The sequence below is a fragment of the Borreliella americana genome, from assembly GCF_021043605.1.
In the GTDB taxonomy this organism is placed as follows: Bacteria; Spirochaetota; Spirochaetia; order Borreliales; family Borreliaceae; genus Borreliella; species Borreliella americana.
On the sequence record NZ_JAJNFB010000016.1, the window covers coordinates 1 to 21,780 of the forward strand.

Here is a 21,780-nt window from a genome sequence, read left to right on the forward strand (position 1 = left end):
TTTAATGCAGCAATAAAAGATCTTTAAAGCTATTGTATACTGCAATAGCAACATCATTAACAGAGCAATTTTTAATTCTTGCAATCTCAAGACATGTATATCCTAAAAACAAAGGCGAATTTATTTTGCCCCTCAATGGCACTGGAGCTAAAAAGGGGCTATCCGTTTCTATTAAAAGATCATTGGTATTTAATTTGCCAACAATAATCCTTAAAGATTGCGCATTTTTAAAAGTTATATTGCCTGAAAAAGAAACTTTAAATCCTAAATCAATAAATTTTTTAGCATGCTCATAAGTTCCTGAATAACAATGTAATATACCCCTATTTAAAAAATTTAAAGACCTTACAATATTATAGGCATCATCATAGGCATCTCTTATATGTAAAATAACTGGCTTTTTATATTTATCAGCCAAATACAATTGCTCTTCAAAAGCTTGAATTTGAAATCTCTTGTTATCTGCTTTAAAATAATCAAGACCCATCTCACCAACAGCAACAACATTTTCACTAATCAAAATTTTTTCAAGCTGTTTAATATCATCTTTAAAATGACCACTTAAATTTAAAGGATGAATACCTGCTGTTAAAAACACATTAGAATAGGGGTTTAAAAGATTTTTTCTATCACTAAAATCACTAGGATGCAAGCCAACATCAAGAAAATAAGAAAAGCCGTTTTTAAAACATTCATTAATAATGTAATTGACATCCAAAGATCTTTTCTTTAATTCATAAAAATGAACATGGGTATCTATTAATTTATCAAAAAAAATAGATTTTTCAGTTTCAAGTAAAGATTCAATCATTCCATTTTTTTCCTAAGAGCCGCAAGGTAGTCAATAACAACAATATTTTTCATACCAAGCTGTAAAAAGCTTGATAAAATATCAATAGCATTTCCAATCTGTCCTAATGCTTCATAACATTCAGCAGCATTAACATACAATACTGAATTTTTAGGATTGTTTTTAATTAAACTTTTAATAGCTATTAATGCTTCTTCATATTTACCTTGTTCCTTTTGAATAAGAGCAAGTCCAAGTATGGCAAACATATCAAAATCAACATCAAGAGCCTTTTTATAATAAATTTGAGAATTTTCATAATCATTTAAATAGCGATAAGCATCTCCTACTCTTGTAAGAACCAAATTATTTTTTGGATCTTTTTCGATAATATCAAGCCAATATTTTAAAGCCTCTTTGTACTCCTTATTTCCCCTATAACAATCAGCAAGTCCAAAAACAGCATAAAAATTGCTAGGTGAAATTTCTAAAGCCTTTTTAAAAAAATAAATTCCTCTGGTAAATTCCCTTAGCTTGCGATAACAATTACCAATTGAGGTCAATACTCTAACATCAACTTTGGATTGATTTAATTCATACATTTTAAGCCAATACTTTAAAGCCTCTTTATATTCTTTAAAGTCGTAATACAAATGGCCAATACCTACAAGAGCATAATCATTATCGGGCATTAATTCCATTACCTTAAGATAAGTTTGCTTAGATTTTTGAAAATTTTTTAGCTTCCTGTAAGATGCCGCAACTCTTGTTAAAACTGTTATATTCTCAGGATCATATTTTAAATATTCTTCCCATATGTCTGTGGCTTTTTTATAATTATCTAAATTTTTGTAACAATCTCCAAGTCCAAAAAGAGCATAATTATTGCTTGGATGCTTTACAAGACATTTTTGATAATAAACTATTGCTTTATCGTAATTATTCTTCTTTCTTTCAATGTCCCCAAGCCCAACAAGAGCATAATTATTCTCATTATCCTTTTCAAGGATATCAGAAAATAAACTTTCCGCTTCAGAGAGCCTTTCCTCCTTGATCAACTGATACCCTCTTTTTGATTTTTCAGTGACATCAAGAAGTTGATCATCAGAAATACTCGAGAGATCTTCTAAAGCATCCAAAATTTTTTCGTTTAACATAAATACCCCTTTTAAATCGGTTTATCAAAGATATAACTTTAACTACCTCAAATTCACCAAAATAATAATACGTAAAGCTCATTTTATATATAAATACAACAAAACCTAATCTAACTTTAATATCCAACTTAATAACATTCATTATATAAAAAAACATGAAAAAATATAATTGATTTTTTAATCAAGCTTATTCTATTCATTTAATAAAATAAGTTTTAAAAAAGAATATTAAAATAAAACATAAAAATGAGCATCCACACAAAACTTATTAAAAAGTCTAACAAAAAAATCTAAAATTAATATAAACTATTACTATCTTTCAGGAGAAACCATAATGCTTTTAGAAAAATTAAATTCAGCAACAAGTAAGATTAAGTTGATAGAAGAAAAATTGCAAGATATTAATCTAATTAAGGATCAAAAAAAATATTCAAAAATAATAAAAGAATATACATATTTAGAAAAAATAAATACTAAAAAAATTGAATACGAAAAAATAATAAGTCAAATTAATGATAACAAAACCATCTTGGAAAAAGAAGAGCAACAAGAAATGAAAGAGCTGATAAAACAAGAACTAATCGATCTGGACAAAAAAAAAGAAGACCTTGAACATCAAATAAAAATACTACTTTTACCTCAAGATGAAAATGACAGCAAAAATATAATAATTGAAATTAGGGCCGGAACAGGTGGAGAAGAAGCTGCTCTTTTTGCAAACAATCTTTATAGTATGTATATAAAATATTCAGAGAAAAAAAAATGGAAAACAGAAATAATAAACTTTAATGAAACAGAACTTGGGGGATTTAAAGAAATAATCTTTGAAATTAAAGGAAAAGATGTATTTAAAAAATTAAAATACGAAAGTGGTGTTCATAGAGTACAAAGAATACCCATAACAGAGTCTAACGGAAGGCTTCAAACTTCAGCTGCTACTGTAGCGGTGCTACCCAATATTGAAGAAACTGAAATTGATATCAATGAAAAAGATTTAAGAATTGATGTTTACAGATCATCTGGAGCTGGTGGACAACACGTCAACACAACTGATTCTGCAGTCAGAATAACGCACCTGCCAACAGGAATTGTTGTACAGTGTCAAAACGAAAGAAGTCAGCACAAAAACAAAGATCAAGCAATGAAAATATTAAGAGCAAGGCTTTATGAATTTGAAGATTCTAAAAAACAAGAGCAAAGATCAAGCAATAGAAAACAACAGGTAGGCTCAGGAGATAGATCTGAAAGAATTAGGACCTATAATTTTCCTCAAAATAGAATAACAGATCATAGAGCAAACATCACTCTTTATAAATTAGAAGAATTTATGCAAGGAGAACTTGATCCACTTCTTGACCCCTTAATGATAGCACTTCAAGAACAAGAATTAAAAAGCAACAACATATAGCAATGAATATAAACGAAGTTATAAATTATGCTAAAAGCAAAAATTTAGATACAATAGAGGCGTTACTAATACTTGAATTAATTTTAAAAACCAGAAAAGAATTAATAATTGCAAATATAAAAAAAAGCTTAACAAAAAAAGAAAAAAAACTTTTTTTTGATCAAATATATAAAATAGAAAAAGGAACTCCTATTCACTACATACTTCAAAAGAAAGAATTTATGGGAATTAAATTTAGCCTAAACAAGCATGTATTAATCCCAAGATTTGATACAGAATGTTTAGCTGAAGAAGCCTTAATTCAAATCCAACAAAATAGTTTTAATAAAATATTAGATTTATGCTGCGGCAGTGGATGCATAGGGCTTTCGATTGCCTATTACATGAGGAAAAAAGTAATACTCTCAGACATTTCAACAAAAGCTTTACAAATAGTTAAAAAAAATACAAAAAAGCTCAAACTTGAAAAATTTGTAGAAATAATTCACTCTAATTTGCTAAAATGTATAAAGGGAAAGCTTGATATAATTATTACAAATCCTCCTTATTTAAACAAAAAAGAATTAGAAATAAAAAATAAAATAAAAAAAGAACCCACAAAAGCTCTTTTGGGATTTGGAAAAGATGGGCTTAATATTTCTAGAAAAATATTAAGTCAAGCAAAAGAAAAGCTTAATCCAAATGGACTAATAATAATAGAATCAGCCCCTTGGCAAATAAAAAGCTTGAAAGATTTTGCAATAAAAAAAGGATTTTTGCATTTAAAAACAATCTACGATCTTGAAAAGAGAGCAAGGGCACTAATATTAGGACAAAGGAATGATACAAGCATACGAAATTGCACACTTAATAAAGATAAATGATCTTGAAAAAGCTAGAAATATTTTTAAAAAAACTGTTGAGAATACTTACAAAAATGAATTTGAACGAAAAAACATATTTAAAGCTCTAGAAATAGCAGAACAGCTCCATTATGGCCAATACAGAGAAAGTGGAGAGCCTTACATTATTCATCCAATAATGGTTTCATTATTTCTTGCCAAATTTCAACTAGACTTTAAAGCAACCATTGCTGGACTACTGCATGACGTACTTGAAGATACAAATGTTGAAAAAGAAGAAATAGTAAAAGAATTTGACGAGGAAATTTTAAGTTTAATAGACGGTGTAACCAAAATTCATGATTTACATAACAAAACAAGAAGCATAAAAGAGGCTAATACTATCTCAAAAATGTTTTTTGCAATGACACACGACATTAGAATAATAATAATAAAACTGGCGGATAAACTTCATAATATGACAACTCTCTCTTATTTGCCTAAAAACAGACAAGACAGGATTGCAAAAGATTGCCTTTCAACTTACGTTCCAATAGCAGAACGCCTTGGAATTTCATCTCTTAAAACATATCTTGAGGATCTTTCGTTTAAGCATCTTTATCCTAAAGATTATAAAGAAATAAAAAATTTTTTATCTGAAACAAAAATAGAAAGAGAAAAAAAATTATATAAAGGTAAATTATCAATAGAAAAAGAACTTCAAAAAAGCGGAATTGAAGCAGAAATTACAGTAAGATCAAAACACTTTTATTCAATATTTAGAAAAATGCAAACAAGAACAAACAAGCTTACTCAAATTTTTGATACTCTAGGAATAAGAATAATTTGTAAAAAGCAAAAAGAATGTTATGAGATATTAGAAATTGTTCACAGGGTGTGGAAACCAATTCCAGGAAGACTTAAAGACTACATTGCAAGCCCAAAAGAAAATAAATATCAATCACTACATACTACCGTAAGAATACCCGAGGATAACCAGCTTATTGAAATACAAATTCGAACAGAAGAAATGGACAGAATTGCTAATTATGGGGTTGCAGCTCACTGGATATATAAAGAACAAATTGAACTTAAAGCTGATGATCTTTCATTCATAAACCGAATAAAAAAATGGCAACAAGAATCGGCCAACAAAAGTCAATATTCAATGAATGACATACATAAAGAATTATTAAATACATTCATATATGTTTACACCCCAGAAGGAGAGGTAGTAGAGCTTCCCTTTGGATCAAATTCAATTGATTTTGCATACATAATTCATACAGACATTGGAGATCAGGCTCTTTATGCAAAAATAAATGGAAAAATAAGCTCAATCACAAAGCCACTTAAAAACGAACAAATTGTTGAAATATTCACCTCAAAAGACTCAAAACCGGATGTAATATGGCTAAACAGCGTAAGAACAAAAAAGGCCCGATCAAAAATTAGATCATGGCTTAACAAAAATGACAACACAATTTTTGTAGACAACAATATTATTGCGTATCTTGTTGGAGCAAACAAAGAGCAAAGAAAGCTTTTCAGCTTATTTAAATCTTATACAAAAACAAAAATAAAAAGAATTGCAATAGACCCTGAATGCAGTCCAACAACAGGTGAAGATATTATTGGAATAATACACAAAGACGAAATAATAGTGCACAATGAAAATTGTCAAAAACTTAAATCCTATAAAAAAACTCAATTGATTGAAGTTGAGTGGGAAGCAACACCAACTAGAAAAGTGCATCACATTATTTTGCTTTTAAAAGAACTAAAAGGAATATTTAGCTATCTTGAAAACATTTTCACACTCAATGACGTAAGACTTATTAGCGAAAAAATAGAAGACTGCGGGAATGGTCACGGAATAACAAATATAATAGTCTCATCAAATACCAAAAATATAACAAAAATTATTTCTGCTTTAAAAGAAAACCCAAATATCTTACAAATAATGCAAATAGAAGAAGATATTAAAAATTATGACAATTAATATATTGTTATTAGTGTTATTGCTTAGCTCAACAGGCTCCACTATTGTGCCAAATAAAATGGAAAAAAATGTATTTAATTCAAGCAATAAAATTACAAACATAGAAACTGAAAAGAGCATAAAAACGCACATTAGGAAAATTAATCAACTAAATGAAAGACAAGAAAAAATAATAAACACTTTTAATTATATAAAAAAATATTTTAATACAAATGAAGTTAAATATATGGAATATTTTTTACAAGAAATTGGATTTATTGGGTATTCACAAAAAATAATACATTCTAAAATTAAAGGGAAAAACGCAAATACTTATAATATAATTATTCCAATTAAAATACAAAATAATTTAAAAAATAATTTAGCAATTGGAATTGCAATTGAGCTTTTAAATAAACTTAAAAATACCAATCCTGAAAACAACATAAATTTTTTTTTTGTTGAGGATGATTCTTTAGAACAAAATACAATAATTAGTAGCAGAATTTTACTTAGCAATAAGTATTTAGATAAAAATACAAATACAATATACTTAATGTTAAACGAAAATAGAATAAAAAATAAAATTTACTTAGAAAATGAATCTTTCATAACAAATTCAAAAACAAATTTGGGATTTTTAAAAGCTATTATAAAAACCTTTGAAAAGAATAAACTTGATTTTAATACATCAAAAATAACTGAAAAAAAATCAAACAATTTATACAATCTATATCGTGATGAATCTATACCCTTTTTAATAATAAATAATAATTTAAACCCTATATTAGCTCGAAATAAAAATACTATTTTTGAAATTTACAAATCAATCGAAGAAGCAGTAACTAGTGAGTACAAAAGTAAAAATACCGATGAAACACACTACATTGTAATTGATATGCCTTTTAAAAAAATAATAATTAACGAAATTGCTTTAATAGCATTAACCTACATTTGTTATAACTTAATTATCATTGTATTTATTAGAAAATTTAAAGAGGCCGGTTTAGTTATGAAAAAAGTAAAAAATAATTACTACAAATTAGTAAGATTGTTTTTTACTTTATTTGCAAGCGCCTACCTATCCTTATTGCTTACAAATAAAATATTTGCAGACTATGAGAACACAACTGTTTACAGCATCACAAATCCCAAATATCTAATAACTTTTTTTGCAACTTTACTTATACATAATCTTTTATCTCTTTTTACATATAATTTCACAATATATTTAAATTACAGACAACTTAAATACCTGGCAATATCAACCTCTATTATTGAACTAATAATATTAATGTTTATTAAAATAGAATTTATCTTAATAATTATCATAAAAAGCATTTTATTGTTAATAAAACCAAATAAAAATACTATTTTTCGGAAAATAGTGGTATTAATCATTTGGATAATAAATTTTGTATTAATAGCATTAATACAAAATGCTGCAGCAATCAAAAATATACTTACACTAAGCTATCTAATATCAATTTGTCTTTTCTCTACCATATTTATTAATATCTCAAAGCATTTAAAATCCAAACTCCCAAAAATTAAACAAAATTTAAAAAAAGCTGAAAAACTTGGTCTTATAACTTTTTTTTTAATAGCCACAATCATAGTATCCAACAATATTGATAAAAAAGAACATGAAATGCAAATAGAACAAACAGTTAGCTTTCCAGAAAAAATAAATAAAATAAAAATTGAATATCAAAAAAACAAGAAACATCCTATCCAAATAATTTCAAATGACCTTAACCTAACTTTACAAGCAAACGAAAAAATATTAAAAACCAATATTGAAGCTGATGATGAGCTAATGAATATTGATTTTAAAAAAATAGATATAGCAGAAAGGGCTGTTTATAGCGTCGATTTGATTACTCAAAAAATTGCAAATCAAATCGAGCTGCATTTTAAAAACGCATCTAAACTAATAATTTATCAAAGCAATACTCCTTATAAAATATTAGCTAATAAAATTATCTTTTCGCTTAAAAACATTAACTCTAAAAAAACAACAATTGCATTTACTCTTAAATCTCAAGATGATATAGCATATGAAGCATTTGCAAATATTCATATTAAAAAAAATCAAGTTAAAATTTACAATAAAGCCAATAATACAGAAGAAAAAAATATAAAAATAAATTATTCTTACAAAGTCAAATATTCAGGAATATTGCCCAAAGCAGAAAAATACAAAAATCTAGAATACTTCAAACTAAAAGATGATAAAGAGATTGAAAATCTAAAAAATTTAAAATTAAATTAATCTAAATTACTCTTCAAAATTAATTCTTTTTTTTTCTATTAATGTAACTTTGAAAAGCATAATCGATTAAATTATCTACTAGGTCTTTAAACTGAAGACCATCATTGCTACACATTTTAGCAAACATAGATATATCGGTAAATCCTGGAATAGTATTTATTTCATTAAGATAAATAGTTCCTAATTTTTTTTCAACAAAAAAATCAATTCTTGCCATACCTCTGAGTTCTAGATTCTTATAAGCAAGAAAGGCATATTCTTTAATGCTTAACAACTGGCTTGTTTCAAGATGTGCAGGAATATTAAAAATAATAGAATTACCAGGAATAACAGAATATTTAGCATCATAATCATAAAATATAAAATCTTGCACAACAACTTCTCCAGGAGAAAATATTTTCATCTTTTCATTCCCAATAATAGAACATTCGATCTCTCTAGCTTCAATAAACTTCTCTATTACAATGGTAAGGTCATACTTTAAAGCCTCTTTAATAAAAGATTCAATCTGATTTTCACTGTAAGCTACATTTATTCCAATTGAAGAGCCTAATACTGCAGGCTTAACAATAACAGGATAGCCTAAAACCTCCTTTACACTTCTTTTTACTTCTTCTTTATCTAAAAAATAATCATGTTGCCTAAATCCAATAAAAGGCACCAGGGGGATATCAAAACTTTTAAGCAAAAGTTTACAAAAATACTTATTACTAGAAATAGCGCTACCTATAATACCAGCACCAACACACGGAATATCCATAACTTTTAAAATTCCTTGAATAGCACCATCCTCACCAGTTCTTCCATGAACAACGGGAAAAACAACATTAATCTCAAGATTTTTGTTATTTGCAAAAATTCCAAATCCCGGCAATAAACTAACAATGGGCAAAACATCTGTATTAATGGGTTTTGGAGGATTGGAAACAGAATCTAATAAATACCAAACACCTGTACATTTATCAATATAAACAGGATAAATATTGTATTTATTTAAATCTAAAAGGGCTAAATAAATGCTATAAGCAGATTTGCAAGAAATTTCATGTTCAAAAGAAACACCACCAAATATCAACATAAGATTTTTTTTCAAATCAATTCTCCTTTTCTAATTTTTCTAAATTTAAAATAACATTTTTAACTACCTCTTGTTCATTCCAAAAAATTTCTCTATTTTTATAAATTATTGAACTTTCATGACCTTTGCCCAAAGTTACAATCAAATCTCCCGCCTTTGCAATACTTATTGCTTTTTCAATAGCTTGCTTTCTATCAGGAATAAAAAATAAATCCTGATTTGCAACTTTATTCTCAATTCCTTTTGCAATGTCTTTAATTATACACATACTATCCTCGCCTCTTGGATCTTCATCGCAAAGTACTATTAAATCAGAATAAACATCTGCAATTTGCCCTTGCAAAAATCTTTTCTCAATATCTCTTTCTCCCGCAGAGCCAAAAACAGAAATCAATCTATTGGTAGCAAATCTTTTAAAAATAGGAAAAAGTTTAGAAAAAGAACCGGGAGTATGAGCATAATCAATTATTACAGAAAAATTTTGCCCTAAATTAATACTATCCATACGCCCATCAAGACTTTTAATGCAAATAAGTTTGTCAACAATGTCTTGAATATCGCTATTTAAAATTTGAGAAACTAAAATAAGAGCAGCCATTACATTCTCAACATTAAAGCTCCCAAGTAGGTTAACATTAGCAAAATATTTAACACCCTTGTGATAAAATTCAAACCTAGTAGAATCGGTTTTCTCATCAATAAAACTGACAAAAAAATCTGCTTTACTGCTTTTTAAGCTATATGTAAAAGATTTTTTAACAGCATTCTTAAAATCAGAAGAATAAAAGTCATCAAGATTAATAACCCCAAAACCAGCATCATCACTAACAGCCCGGAAAAGGCCTAACTTGACATTTAAATAATTTTGAATTGTACCATGAAATTCAAGATGCTCATGTCCAATATTGGTAAAAACAGCTGCAAAATAATTAACATCAATAAGCCTTGCTGTTTCAAGGTCAAGTCCGTGGGAAGTAGATTCAAGAATTGCATATTGAACTTCATTTTTAACCATATTGCATAAAAATGAATGAATTTCTGTGGACTCAGGAGTTGATTGTCTATAAGGATTTTTAATCAAGCTCCCACTCCCGTCATCAAAAAATACCGTCGATATAAAACCTACCTTAACACCCTTTTTTTTTAAAAGAAGATATATATAATAACAAACAGAACTTTTACCGTCAGTACCAGTTACTCCTATGACTTTTAATTTTTTTGAAGGCTCATCATAAAAAATATTTGAAAAATTAGACATAAATTTTCTTATGTTAAAATCATCTACCTTAATATAAGTAACATTGGAGCTGTAAAAATCCAAATCTCGTGAACATACAACAACATTACTACCCCTTTGAATTGCAATTTCAATAAAATCATGTCCATCAAAATGAATTCCTGGAAGAGCAAAAAACACAAACCTGGGTAAAACCAATTTAGAACTATAAGTAACTCCCAATATTTCTAAATCAAGAGAACCTTTTACGCATTTTATTAAATCTTGATCTAACTTTAATAAAACTTCATTAAGCTTTTTATTCATACATTAAAATTTTACATAAAACTAATAAAAATAGCTAAGAAATTTAAAATTATGCTTCAATAGAAAATATATTTACAATTTTCTATTTTTTTAATAAACTAAGCAATGTTACGAGGCGCTGTACCCAAGTGGCTAAGGGAGAAGTCTGCAAAACTTTGATTCGCCGGTTCGATTCCGGTCAGCGCCTTCTAAGGTCAAGTTAAAAATATTTTTATACTTAAAAGGCATAACTTAAAGCATTTTTATTAAAGATAAATTAAAATAATACATATATGTTAGAATTAATTATAATACTACTATTTATAATATTATCTGCTATTTTCTCAGCATCTGAAACAGCTTATACTTCATTAAGCATAATTCAGATACAAGACATAAGGAAAAAAGGAAAGTCGGGAATATCAGTGTACAACTTGGTTCAGTCTCCTTCAAAATTAATTACTACTATTCTTATCGGCAACAATATATCAAACATTGTAGCAAGTACACTTACAACAAAATTTGTACTTGAAAAATACGGAAACAGCGCGCTTACAATATCAACGGGCTTAATAGCAATAATCGTTCTAATTTTTGCAGAAATACTTCCAAAACAAATTGCAATTCTAAATAATGAAATAATTGCTCTATCTACTTCATTTTTTTTAAAGCCATTAATTTTTATATTTAGTCCACTAATATATATAATAAACAAAATAATAAAAAAAATATTAAATCTCTTTAAAGTTAAAACTAGCTCCCAAATGACTAAAGAGAGCATAAAAAATATGCTCTCTTTAGCAGGAAGCTTGGGAATTTTAAAAAATGACTCTAGAATATTTATGCAAAAAATGTTAGACATAGATCAAGTAAGGGCTTCTGAGATCATGACTCACAGAACAGAAGTTTTTTCACTCTCAAGCTCATCAAAGCTAAAAGATGTAATCAAATTGATCAAAGAAGAAGGATACTCTAGAATTCCCATATACAAAAGACAAAGCAGAGAACAAATACTTGGGATCTTAATAGCTAAAGACCTCATAGAAGTAAATAAAAAAGATATGAATAAAAACGTTTCTCAATTTATTAAACCGGCTGTATTTGTACAACAAAATAAAAGAATAAAAGACATACTAGATATTATGAGAAAAAAACAAAAATTAATGGCAATCGTAATCGATGAGTATGGTGGTTTTTCAGGAATACTTACAATAGAAGATATAGTAGAAAAAATTTTTGGAGCAATATCTGATGAATACGACATTAAAGAGGAAAAGCCTCTAATTACTCAAATCAATGAGAATACTTACTCAATACTTGGAGAAACTACTTTCGACGAGATTGAAGAGGCAATTGGAATATCTATTAAACATAAAGAATATACAAATACAATTGGAGGGTATTTAATAGATCTACTTGACAAAATACCAACAAAAAACGAAACCGTAAAAACAAATGATGGAGAATATTTTATTAAGGAAATTCAGAATAATAAAATTGAAACAATAACTTTTATAAAATCCAAAAAGTAGTGACAAAATTCGCTTAATAAAAATAATTTAAAACATTAGGAGAAACAAATGTTTGACATAAAACAAATTTTTAATAAAACTTACGAGTATTTAATAATTATTATTACTTTAATATTAATATCAATAATAGTTATTGCAAACATATTCATAGTAGGACCATCAGAAGAAGCAATTGTACTTCGCCTTGGTAAGCTTAACAGAACTCTTGATTCAGGAATACATGTCAAGATTCCATTGATTGAAGAAAAATTTATCGTACCCGTAAAAATAGTCCAAGAAATTAAATTTGGATTTCTAATATCTACAAACGATATTAGAGAAAATGATAATGCAAGCGACGAAGGCAGGATTATTACTGGAGATTTAAATATCATAAACATTGAGTGGCTAGTGCAATACAAAATAAGAGATCCTTATTCATTCAAGTTTAAAGTAGAAGATCCTGAAACAACAATTAAAGATATTGCAAAGTCATCAATGAATAGATTGATTGGAGATAATACTATTTTTGAAATAATAAATGATAACAGAGTGGGAGTAACAGAAGGTGTAAAGTCTTCTATGAATGAAATAATAGATAATTATAATTTAGGCATTGATGTAGTTCAAGTACAAATTAGAAATGCCCTACCCCCAAAAGGAAAAGTTTACGAAGCCTTTGAAGATGTAAACATTGCTATTCAAGACAAAAATAAATACATAAACGAAGGAAAAAAAGAATTTAATCAAATAGTTCCCAAAATCAAAGGTGAAGCATTAAAGGTTATTGAAGAAGCCAGAGGATACAAAGAAAGCAGAATAAACAATGCATTAGCAGACACAGAAATTTTTAATGCCATACTAGACGCTTACTTGAAAAATCCCGATATTACAAAAGAAAGGCTTTACAATGAAACCATGAAAGAAATACTTGAAAACAAAGATAACATTGAATTAATTGACAAAAACTTCAAAAATTTTCTACCATTTAAAGAGGTAAAATAAATGAAATTTATAATAAATTTTTTATTATCTACTCTAAAGATTATAACCTTTACAGTAATAGTTTGTTTGGCTGTTTTATCTATTTTTCAACCAATTTATATTTTGAAAGAAAATGAAATTTCAATAACCACTCGACTTGGAAAAATTCAAAGAACTGAAAATTTAGCTGGACTTAAATATAAAATCCCATTAATTGAAAATGTGCAAATATTTCCCAAAATAATTCTTAGATGGGATGGAGAACCTCAAAGAATCCCAACAGGGGGTGAAGAAAAGCAATTAATATGGATTGATACAACGGCTAGATGGAAAATTGCAGACATAAATAAATTTTATACAACAATAAAAACAATGAGTAGAGCTTACATTAGAATTGATGCAGCAATTGAACCTGCTGTTAGGGGAGTTATCGCAAAATACCCTTTGCTTGAAATTATAAGAAGCTCAAACGATCCTATTCAACGCTTGTCTAACGGAATACTCACCCCACAGGAAACAAAAATTAACGGTATTTATAAAATAACAAAAGGACGAAAGATAATCGAAAAAGAAATAATTCGTATAGCAAACAACAATACCAAAGATATTGGAATTGAAATTGTAGACGTACTAATAAGAAAAGTTACTTATGATCCAAGCCTTATTGAATCTGTAAACAACAGAATGATTTCAGAAAGACAACAAATCGCAGAAGAACAAAGAAGCATAGGATTGGCTGAAAAAACAGAAATTCTTGGTAGCATAGAAAAAGAAAAACTGAAAATATTAAGCGAAGCAAAAGCCACTGCTGCAAAAATAAAAGCTGAAGGAGATCGAGAAGCCGCAAAAATTTATTCAAATGCATACGGCAAAAATATTGAATTTTACAAATTCTGGCAGGCATTAGAAAGTTATAAAGCAGTATTAAAAGATAAAAGAAAAATTTTCTCAACAGATATGGATTTCTTTCGATATCTTCACAAAAGAAATTGAAAGTTTATTAGTATAAATTTTTTCTTTAAATATATGTAAAATACAAATTCTAAATTCTGTTATTATGCATTAAATAGCATTACAAATCTTTATTTGAGTATTTTTTAAATGGTTTTTTTAAAAAATACTCAAATAATATATACTGCACACCTTTTAAAAAATTAATTAAATTTATAGAATTGCCCATTTTAAAACCTAAAAGCTAATTATAAATCATTTTTTAGTACTACATTTGAAAGCTAAAATTTAAAAAGAGTTGACAAACATATATACTTATGAAAAAATTAAGGTACTAGAATAAAAATGCTGCTGTAGCTCAGTTGGTAGAGCATAGGACTGAAAATCCTTGTGTCAGGAGTTCGATTCTCCTCGGCAGCATACATTCATTTAAATTATAATCGTCGCTGTAGCTCAGTTGGTAGAGCATAGGACTGAAAATCCTTGTGTCAGGAGTTCGATTCTCCTCGGCGACATTTATTTAAAGATTAAAAGGATCTCAAAGTGATACTTAAAGAAATAAAGCAAATAAAAGATCTAAACGAACAAGATATAATTTTTGCAAGAATAGGAAACTTATCAAAACTTGGCACAAGAATAAATGAAAAAATCATTAAAATACTTTCTAAGGGCAATACGCCATACATTCCTGTACTTAAAAAAGAAGAAGATGAATCATATGAAGACCTGATAAAAAAAATAAATGAAGAAATTTTAAATGACGATCTTAACTATTTAAGAGAAAAGCTAATAGATAATCTAAAAGATGTATACAAGCCCTTTAAAGAAGACGACCCAATATTTATTACCAAGGGTAAAAAACCGCTCATGAAAATAAATACATTGATGGAAGCTGAGACCAATCAAATTTATTGGAAAGAAATATTGGAAGGAAGCTTTAAAATACTTCCAAGACATAAAATAACATCTTTACAAAAAATTTTATTAGAAATATATCATTATTTTGATGTTAAAAAGCTTAGAACAAAAGAAAACCTTAAAGATAAAAAAACTTTAAAAAAATTATATTTATATTCTGCTAGAAGAGACTATGAATTTTTCAAAGGAAAAGTCAAAACAGAGGGTGATTCAATACTACTACATTCAGTCGATACAACAATTTACTTTTTAATCACAATTGCAAATTTAAACAAAATAAGGTCTTTAAACAATGCACCCCGTTCAACTATTAAATTTTTTCTTGATAAAACTGAATATACCGAATTTACAGAATTTTTTTATGCAGAAGACATGATACTACAAGCCGCACTTGGATCTTTGCTGCACTCAATAGGATTAATGCATATAACAATATTAGAAAATATAGGAAATAAAATAAGCCTTAAAGACAAAAATTTAAAAGAACATCACAAATTAAAAATAGAACACTTGGAGAAAAATATTAACATTGCTAAAAATTTGTTTAGAATAAGAGAAGATATTTCAGCTATTACAAAAATGATAATAAGTGGACAAAAAGACTACCTTGATGCTACTGGACATCCACAGCTAAAAATCAACAAATTTATTCATGAGCTTGTTAGAATTTTTTGTATAGTAGACACTTACGATGAATTAGTAAATCCAATAATAACCAAAGAAAGCGCTAGCCCTTTAGAGGCTGTTAAATTCTTAATAGAAAATAGTGGGGAATACTATTGGAGCAGAAAAGAGCCAAAAGAGCAAACAAAGAATAAAAAATTTGACATTAAAATGCTAGAAAATTTTTTAACAATACTTGCACCTTTTGACTATGGGCAAGTAGTACATGTAAACAAAAAAAATAATAATGAAAATCTTTTTCAAGCTGCTGTTATGGAATACAAAACTAGCATTATACCAAATCTGTCTATAATAAACAAAAAAAACCAGACTTACAAAATAGAAGAAATAATAATGGATCTTGAGAACAAAGAAATTTTAATAAAAGATGCAAATGGAAATTATAAAAAAAATACTTTTAAAAATGCGGATGATTTTGTAATAAGAAACAGCATTCCAGAATTAAATAAAAATGAAATTCAACTCATTCTCTTTAGTTATGGAAAAAAATAAATCCTACAATATTCTCAAAAAAATAAGCTTTGATCCCCCATACCTTTTTAAATTATAAACTGAAAATTTTGATGTATTTATCTTTAAATCTTCACTAGCAGGATAATGCATAATGATATTAATTTTATCATTTAGAATTTTACCCTTTAAAATAATTTCAAGCAAATTAATCTTATTTTTATAATTAAAAGGGGGATCAAGATAAATAAAATCATAAAAAAGATCTTTTTTACCCAAAAAATCCTCTGCTCTTTGAAAAAAGAATTTATAAAATTCCTCAACAAAACTAAAATTCTTAACTAATGTAATTTTAATTTTTCTATTACATTCAACAAGATGGACAAGGCTAGCTCCCCTACTAAGAGCTTCAATAGACATTATACCAGTCCCTGCAAAAACATCTAAAAATTTTGAGTTAACAATATCCTTGAAAATAATAGAAAAAAAGGCTTCTCTAACAAGAGACATCACAGGACGAACAGAACCATTTTGGGGAAACAAAATTTTTTTACCTTTATATTTACCCGAACTTATATACATAAATAAAAATTTTAAAACAATTTTAAAAAACAATGAATATATAATATAAAACTAAATTTTTGCTATAATTTTATTTCAAGAGAGAAAAATATGAAAGGCATTATTCTGGCGGCTGGGTATGGAACAAGATTTTTACCAATAACAAAAACAATTCCAAAAGAAATGCTACCAATTTTAAACAAACCGGCCATAGATTATATTATTCAAGAATTTATCGATTCAGGAATAAAAGATATTTTATTAATAAACTCAAGGCGAAAAAAAGTTCTTGAAGATTATTTTGACAGAGAAATTGAACTTGAAAATATTTTTTTAAAAGAAAATAAAAAAGATGAATTAGAAAAGATTAAAAGCAAAAAAATTAACATAAGCTTCATAAGGCAAAAAGAAATGCTAGGCACAGGAAATGCCCTGCTTTATGCAAAGCCCTGGATAAATAAAGAGCCTGTAATTGTAGCTTACCCTGACGATCTTCACATTGGAAATCCACCACTAAGCTTGCAATTGATAAAACTTTATGAAAAAACCGAAAAGAACATAATGTCTGTCATTGAAAATCCAGAAAATATAAATAGATATGGAGTAATAGATCTCTACAAAGATAAAATCCATGTAAAAAACATTGTTGAAAAACCAAAAATTGGAAGTGAGCCTAGCAATAAAGCATCTATTGGAAGATTCCTGTACAACTATGAGTTTTTTGAACATTTAGAAGAAGGATTCAAACTGCATCAAAAAGGTGAATACTACCACATTTATGCTTTAAAAAAGCTAATGGATCAAAAAAAAGTATTATATAAAAATATTGAAGGAAAAAGAATTGACATAGGAACTCTTGAGGGTTATCTAGAGGCAATAATAAACTCTGCCAAAAAAGATAAAAATTTAATGAAAATTATAAAAAAAGGAATAAATGAAAACAATTAAAAAGGATTCAGAATTTTATGATTCCCTTGCCTCATTAAAAAAGTATATAAACAAATATATAGAAGAAAAGGTTTTAAAATATAGCATTTCTTCCCAGCTTTACAAATTAAAAAAACCTGAAATAATTGAACTTATAAAAATTAGCAATGATTACGAAAAAGAAAAAAATGTATTTAATACTTCACTTGAAGAATACTACTACAAAAAAACTCAAAATGAAGTAATTAAAAAATGGATATTAGAAATAGTAAGAAGCAAAAATTTTAGCCAAATAAACAAAGAAGCAAATCTCAACACCAAAAAACTGGGAACAACATATAAACTAAAATCTAGCAACTTTTTAAAACTAATTGAAATACAAAATAGCCCTTATTATTCTCAAGAAAAAAAAGACATTTACAAGCAAATTATATTAAATTTTTCTAGCAATATTAACATTGACACCCTAGAACAAACAATAGACATTCTGGTAGCTGTAAGAAACAAAAATAAATTAAAAATACTAAATATTTTAAATAAAAATTTACAATATCAACCGGAAAATCAAAAAGTTTTTAAATCAAGCTTAACTAATAAAGAAAGTAGACTAATAAAATTAAAAAGAATGCTAATACTTACATATTGGCCGGTTGGGTGTTTGAGTAAAAAAATTTTTATTAAAATTTTAATAAAACATTACAAATACTTGGAAGAAGAAATTTTAGCGCTAAAATACAATGAAATTTTAAACTACTTACGCGCACTAAAAACTTTAAGTCTTAATGAAATTTTTTATAAAGGGTCGAGCAAAAATATTAGCTTTAATTATTTTTTTAGCGATTTTACACAATACGCTCCAAAGGATTTTCAAGACTCATTAAAGTGTTATTTGTATGTAATTGAAAAAACAATATCAAAAAAATATTTAACTTGGTTTTTCAAAGACAAAATATCTAATAATTGGGAATCTTTCATAGATGCACTTGAATACATTGAAAAACATAAATTAATCAACATAAAAGAAAAAATAAAAGAAATTATAACTGCAAAATTTCAAACAGAAGATTTTTTCATATCTTTTGATAAAACAAATTTCAACCCCTACGAAAGCTCAATCTTTAAAGAAAGATACATTAAAAGTTCATTTTTAGAAATTATTATGTATTATGTCAAAAAAAATTCTCAGAATATAGAAACTTATGGATGGATTGCATTCTATATTTATGCTGATAAAAAGGATAAGAAAATTTTTTGTCAACACATGAAAGAATTTTTCAAATCTAAAACCTTTGAAATACAAAATCAAATATTTGTATATTTTCTATCTTTTTACCCAAATATTGAATATAAGCATTTCAAATTTATATCAGACATCCTCCTCTACCTTGACGAAGATAAAATTACAATACCTAAAAAAATAATCAAAATACAAAAAATAAATCCTAACCAACTAGATTACCAAAAATCATATCTTTTAATAAAATCACTAAAAACAAGATCGAGGATTTTAAAAATTATTCTCAATAATATAAGATTTAATCTTATTGAAAAACTGGAAGATGAAAATGAAAAAAAATTATTACCTGCAATATGGTATTTAATATGTTGTGAGAATCTGGTAGAATTAAAAAACAATAAAAAGATAAAATCTAATGAAAAAAATAGTTTATTAGAATTTATTTTTTTTTCAAAACAAAATTGAAGCAAAAAATAATTTTTAAAAAAAGAGCTTATGAAAGTTAAAGGCATTTAATCTAAATTAAGTATAATGGAAAAAGAATGAGGATTTATTTATTTTTAAATAGAAATTGCAAGATTTTTATTTTGTTTTTACTTTTAATATTTAATTCAAAATTGGCATATTCTCAAAGGCTAATTAGAATTGGTAAAGAAGAGATAAAAAACAAAAATTATATTCAAGCAATCGAAACACTTAGCAATGCTATTAAAAAATATCCAAAAGTACAACTTGGCTATTACTTTTTATCAATAGCATACAGAGAAAATAATCAACTAACAGAAGCAGAAGGAGCATTGCTTGATGGAATTGCAGTAGGGGGTGAGATCGATTACATACTATATTATGAATTGGGCAACATAATGTTTAACAGAGGAGAAGGTTACTATCCTTTAGCAATAAAATATTATTCTAATTCTATTAAAAGTAGGCCCAATTATGACAGCGCACTACTAAACAGGGCCAATGCCTATGTTCAACAGGGAAAAATAACATCTAAAGAAAAAGAATATCAAAAGGCCTGGGACTCTTACACTATGGCTATACACGACTACTCTCAATTTATTACCCTTAGGTCAAAAACAGAAAAAAAAGACAGCATTTTACTTATAATAAGTTATTTAAGAGATGAAAAAATTAATCTTGAAGAACTTGACAAAAGTTTAAAGGGGCGAACCGAGCACATTGTATACGCAAAAGAAGATAAAAATCAAATACTTAAAGATAGTTTTAAAGACAATCTAGAAACAAATTCTTTAATTGAGCTAGAAAAACTTAATTGGCAAGAGGAGTTATACATAGATGAATAAAAAACATACAAATTTTTCAGTATTATTGCTTTTAATTTTCTTACTTATCTTTTCATTTGGGGGCTTTGGTTACTATATATATCAAAGCAAATTAAATGACAAAAATAGAGAAATAATGCTAAACGAAGTTAAAAATAGCGTAATAGATCGAAACTATAAAAAAGCATATTCTGTTGCAAAACTTCTGCAAGAGAAATATCCCCAAAATGAAGACATCGCAATGCTTACAAATACACTAGCAGAAATTGCCAACAGTAGTCCTTTTGAATCAAACGACTTGCAAAGAGATTCTGCGAATCAAATCTTAGACAAGATCAAAGGTCAAGACAATGCAAAAACAAATGCAAACGAAAATTTTGATATAGCATTTAATAATAGATACATCAAAGACAGCACAATAACAGAAAACTACTCTGACAGAAACGATGATGTTGGCATCGAAGATGAAGACATATCTGAATTTAAAAAAAGCAAAATCCCAGAAAAAATAAAACCAAATACAAACCCAAAAGAAAAAGTAGAGCAAACAATGCAATCTCCAAATCCTAAATTAAGCGTTAATGACCAAAAAAATTTATTTAATTTGGAAAAACTAAAAAAAAAATTAAGTGAAAAATCAAATAGTGAAAATATTTTAAACAACTCTCAAAAAATAGAAAATGAACAGCAAAACACAAATTTATCCAAAGAAAAAAATTCAGAGCATATTTTAAAAACTCCAGAAAACAACAAATATTTAAACAATAACAATTCTACATCTTTAAAAAAAATTCCTTCAAATCCCCACCAAAAGGAAAGTGAACTTTCTCCGCCCAGTAAAACAATAATAGGAAAAATTCATAGACCATATAGTTATTTAATAAAAAAAGAGCTCTATGAAATATTAGACGATATTAATACTGGGAGAGTCACACTTGGAAAAAATAGATTAAAAGAATTAATTAAAAAAGGGCTAAGCAACAAATTTCAAAAAGTAAATGAGTTGATTGAAAGTTTAAAAAATAAAGAAGCCTCAAATTTACTATTAACCTTAATAAAAAAAGATATTGAACCAAATCTAATTAATATACCAAAAGATCCTTACAAAAAAGAAATTTTTCAATTAAATAAAGAAGACAAGAAACCGCAACAACTAGAGGATCTTAAATCTAGGGTTTATTCAATAAAACCCATTGATCTTGAAAACACAAAAACACGTCAACAAGCCATTAAAGA

At 27.0% G+C, this 21,780-nt stretch carries 15 protein-coding genes, 3 tRNA genes and 2 pseudogenes; 15 read left to right on the top strand and 5 right to left on the bottom strand.

All coding sequences use genetic code 11. From position 1 onward, the window contains the following. Position 1 precedes the first annotated feature (1 nt). On the bottom strand, positions 2-811 hold the full coding sequence (locus LRB30_RS04540) for a TatD family hydrolase (protein ID WP_231019829.1): 810 nt from the start codon (positions 809-811) through the stop codon (positions 2-4). Further along, positions 808-1,947 (bottom strand): tetratricopeptide repeat protein, encoded by a 1,140-nt coding sequence (locus LRB30_RS04545; RefSeq protein WP_231014475.1) that lies wholly within the window; start codon positions 1,945-1,947, stop codon positions 808-810. The genes LRB30_RS04540 and LRB30_RS04545 overlap by 4 nt, the downstream gene beginning before the upstream one ends. 334 nt (positions 1,948-2,281) lie before the next feature. Between LRB30_RS04545 and prfA the strand changes: the two genes are divergently transcribed. From prfA to LRB30_RS04565, 4 genes are read left to right on the top strand one after another with little or no spacing between them, the layout of a single operon-like run. Next, complete coding sequence (gene prfA, locus LRB30_RS04550) at positions 2,282-3,355, top strand: peptide chain release factor 1 (protein ID WP_231014474.1); 1,074 nt, start codon at positions 2,282-2,284, stop codon at positions 3,353-3,355. Between the two features lie 2 nt (positions 3,356-3,357). Continuing rightward, positions 3,358-4,218: a peptide chain release factor N(5)-glutamine methyltransferase gene (gene prmC, locus LRB30_RS04555; RefSeq protein ID WP_231014473.1), complete on the top strand. Its 861-nt coding sequence runs from the start codon at positions 3,358-3,360 to the stop codon at positions 4,216-4,218. Then, a complete protein-coding gene (spoT, locus tag LRB30_RS04560; protein WP_231014472.1) occupies positions 4,175-6,178 on the top strand; it encodes a guanosine-3',5'-bis(diphosphate) 3'-pyrophosphohydrolase in 2,004 nt (667 codons plus the stop codon). The genes prmC and spoT overlap by 44 nt, the downstream gene beginning before the upstream one ends. After that, a complete protein-coding gene (locus LRB30_RS04565) occupies positions 6,168-8,432 on the top strand; it encodes a hypothetical protein (RefSeq protein WP_231019831.1) in 2,265 nt (754 codons plus the stop codon). Before spoT ends, LRB30_RS04565 begins: the two co-directional genes overlap by 11 nt. 19 nt (positions 8,433-8,451) lie before the next feature. Here LRB30_RS04565 and LRB30_RS04570 read toward each other — a convergent pair whose 3' ends face one another. Continuing rightward, entirely contained in the window at positions 8,452-9,510 is a 1,059-nt protein-coding gene (locus LRB30_RS04570; RefSeq protein WP_407928732.1) for a D-alanine--D-alanine ligase, read from the bottom strand. Between the two features lie 16 nt (positions 9,511-9,526). Beyond that, positions 9,527-11,053 (bottom strand): UDP-N-acetylmuramoyl-L-alanyl-D-glutamate--2,6-diaminopimelate ligase, encoded by a 1,527-nt coding sequence (locus tag LRB30_RS04575; protein WP_231014490.1) that lies wholly within the window; start codon positions 11,051-11,053, stop codon positions 9,527-9,529. A 114-nt stretch (positions 11,054-11,167) separates the two neighbouring features. Here LRB30_RS04575 and LRB30_RS04580 point away from each other — a divergent pair. The 7 genes from LRB30_RS04580 (at position 11,168) to LRB30_RS04610 (ending at position 16,572) form a co-directional block, all read left to right on the top strand. Beyond that, a tRNA-Cys gene (locus tag LRB30_RS04580) sits at positions 11,168-11,240 on the top strand. Between the two features lie 85 nt (positions 11,241-11,325). After that, positions 11,326-12,564, top strand: coding sequence for a hemolysin family protein (locus LRB30_RS04585; protein WP_231014491.1), 1,239 nt, complete (start codon positions 11,326-11,328; stop codon positions 12,562-12,564). Positions 12,565-12,612: 48 nt separating this feature from the next. After that, the gene (gene hflK / locus LRB30_RS04590) at positions 12,613-13,548 is read left to right on the top strand and encodes an FtsH protease activity modulator HflK (protein WP_231014492.1); all 936 of its coding nucleotides are present in this window, start codon (positions 12,613-12,615) and stop codon (positions 13,546-13,548) included. Further along, positions 13,549-14,520, top strand: a complete 972-nt coding sequence (hflC, locus tag LRB30_RS04595; protein WP_231014493.1) for a protease modulator HflC — start codon at positions 13,549-13,551, stop codon at positions 14,518-14,520. 305 nt (positions 14,521-14,825) lie between these two features. After that, positions 14,826-14,898 (top strand) — tRNA-Phe (locus tag LRB30_RS04600). 22 nt (positions 14,899-14,920) lie between these two features. Further along, positions 14,921-14,993 (top strand) — tRNA-Phe (locus LRB30_RS04605). A gap of 28 nt (positions 14,994-15,021) precedes the next feature. Continuing rightward, a complete protein-coding gene (locus tag LRB30_RS04610) occupies positions 15,022-16,572 on the top strand; it encodes an HD-GYP domain-containing protein (RefSeq protein ID WP_231019835.1) in 1,551 nt (516 codons plus the stop codon). Positions 16,573-16,575: 3 nt separating this feature from the next. On the opposite strand, the gene rsmD is transcribed toward LRB30_RS04610, so the two are convergent. Beyond that, on the bottom strand, positions 16,576-17,145 hold the full coding sequence (gene rsmD, locus LRB30_RS04615; protein ID WP_231019837.1) for a 16S rRNA (guanine(966)-N(2))-methyltransferase RsmD: 570 nt from the start codon (positions 17,143-17,145) through the stop codon (positions 16,576-16,578). Between the two features lie 57 nt (positions 17,146-17,202). Here rsmD and LRB30_RS04620 point away from each other — a divergent pair, with 57 nt between their 5' ends. From LRB30_RS04620 to LRB30_RS04635, 4 genes and pseudogenes are all read left to right on the top strand, one after another. After that, entirely contained in the window at positions 17,203-18,039 is an 837-nt protein-coding gene (locus tag LRB30_RS04620; RefSeq protein ID WP_231014719.1) for a UTP--glucose-1-phosphate uridylyltransferase, read from the top strand. Next, positions 18,026-19,771 (top strand): annotated as a pseudogene (locus LRB30_RS04625) (BB_0208 family protein). Before LRB30_RS04620 ends, LRB30_RS04625 begins: the two are co-directional and overlap by 14 nt. A 26-nt stretch (positions 19,772-19,797) precedes the next feature. Then, positions 19,798-20,565 (top strand): tetratricopeptide repeat protein, encoded by a 768-nt coding sequence (locus LRB30_RS04630; protein ID WP_231019841.1) that lies wholly within the window; start codon positions 19,798-19,800, stop codon positions 20,563-20,565. Further along, positions 20,558-21,780: pseudogene (locus LRB30_RS04635) on the top strand (hypothetical protein); the annotation flags it as partial. The gene LRB30_RS04630 and the pseudogene LRB30_RS04635, both read left to right, overlap by 8 nt.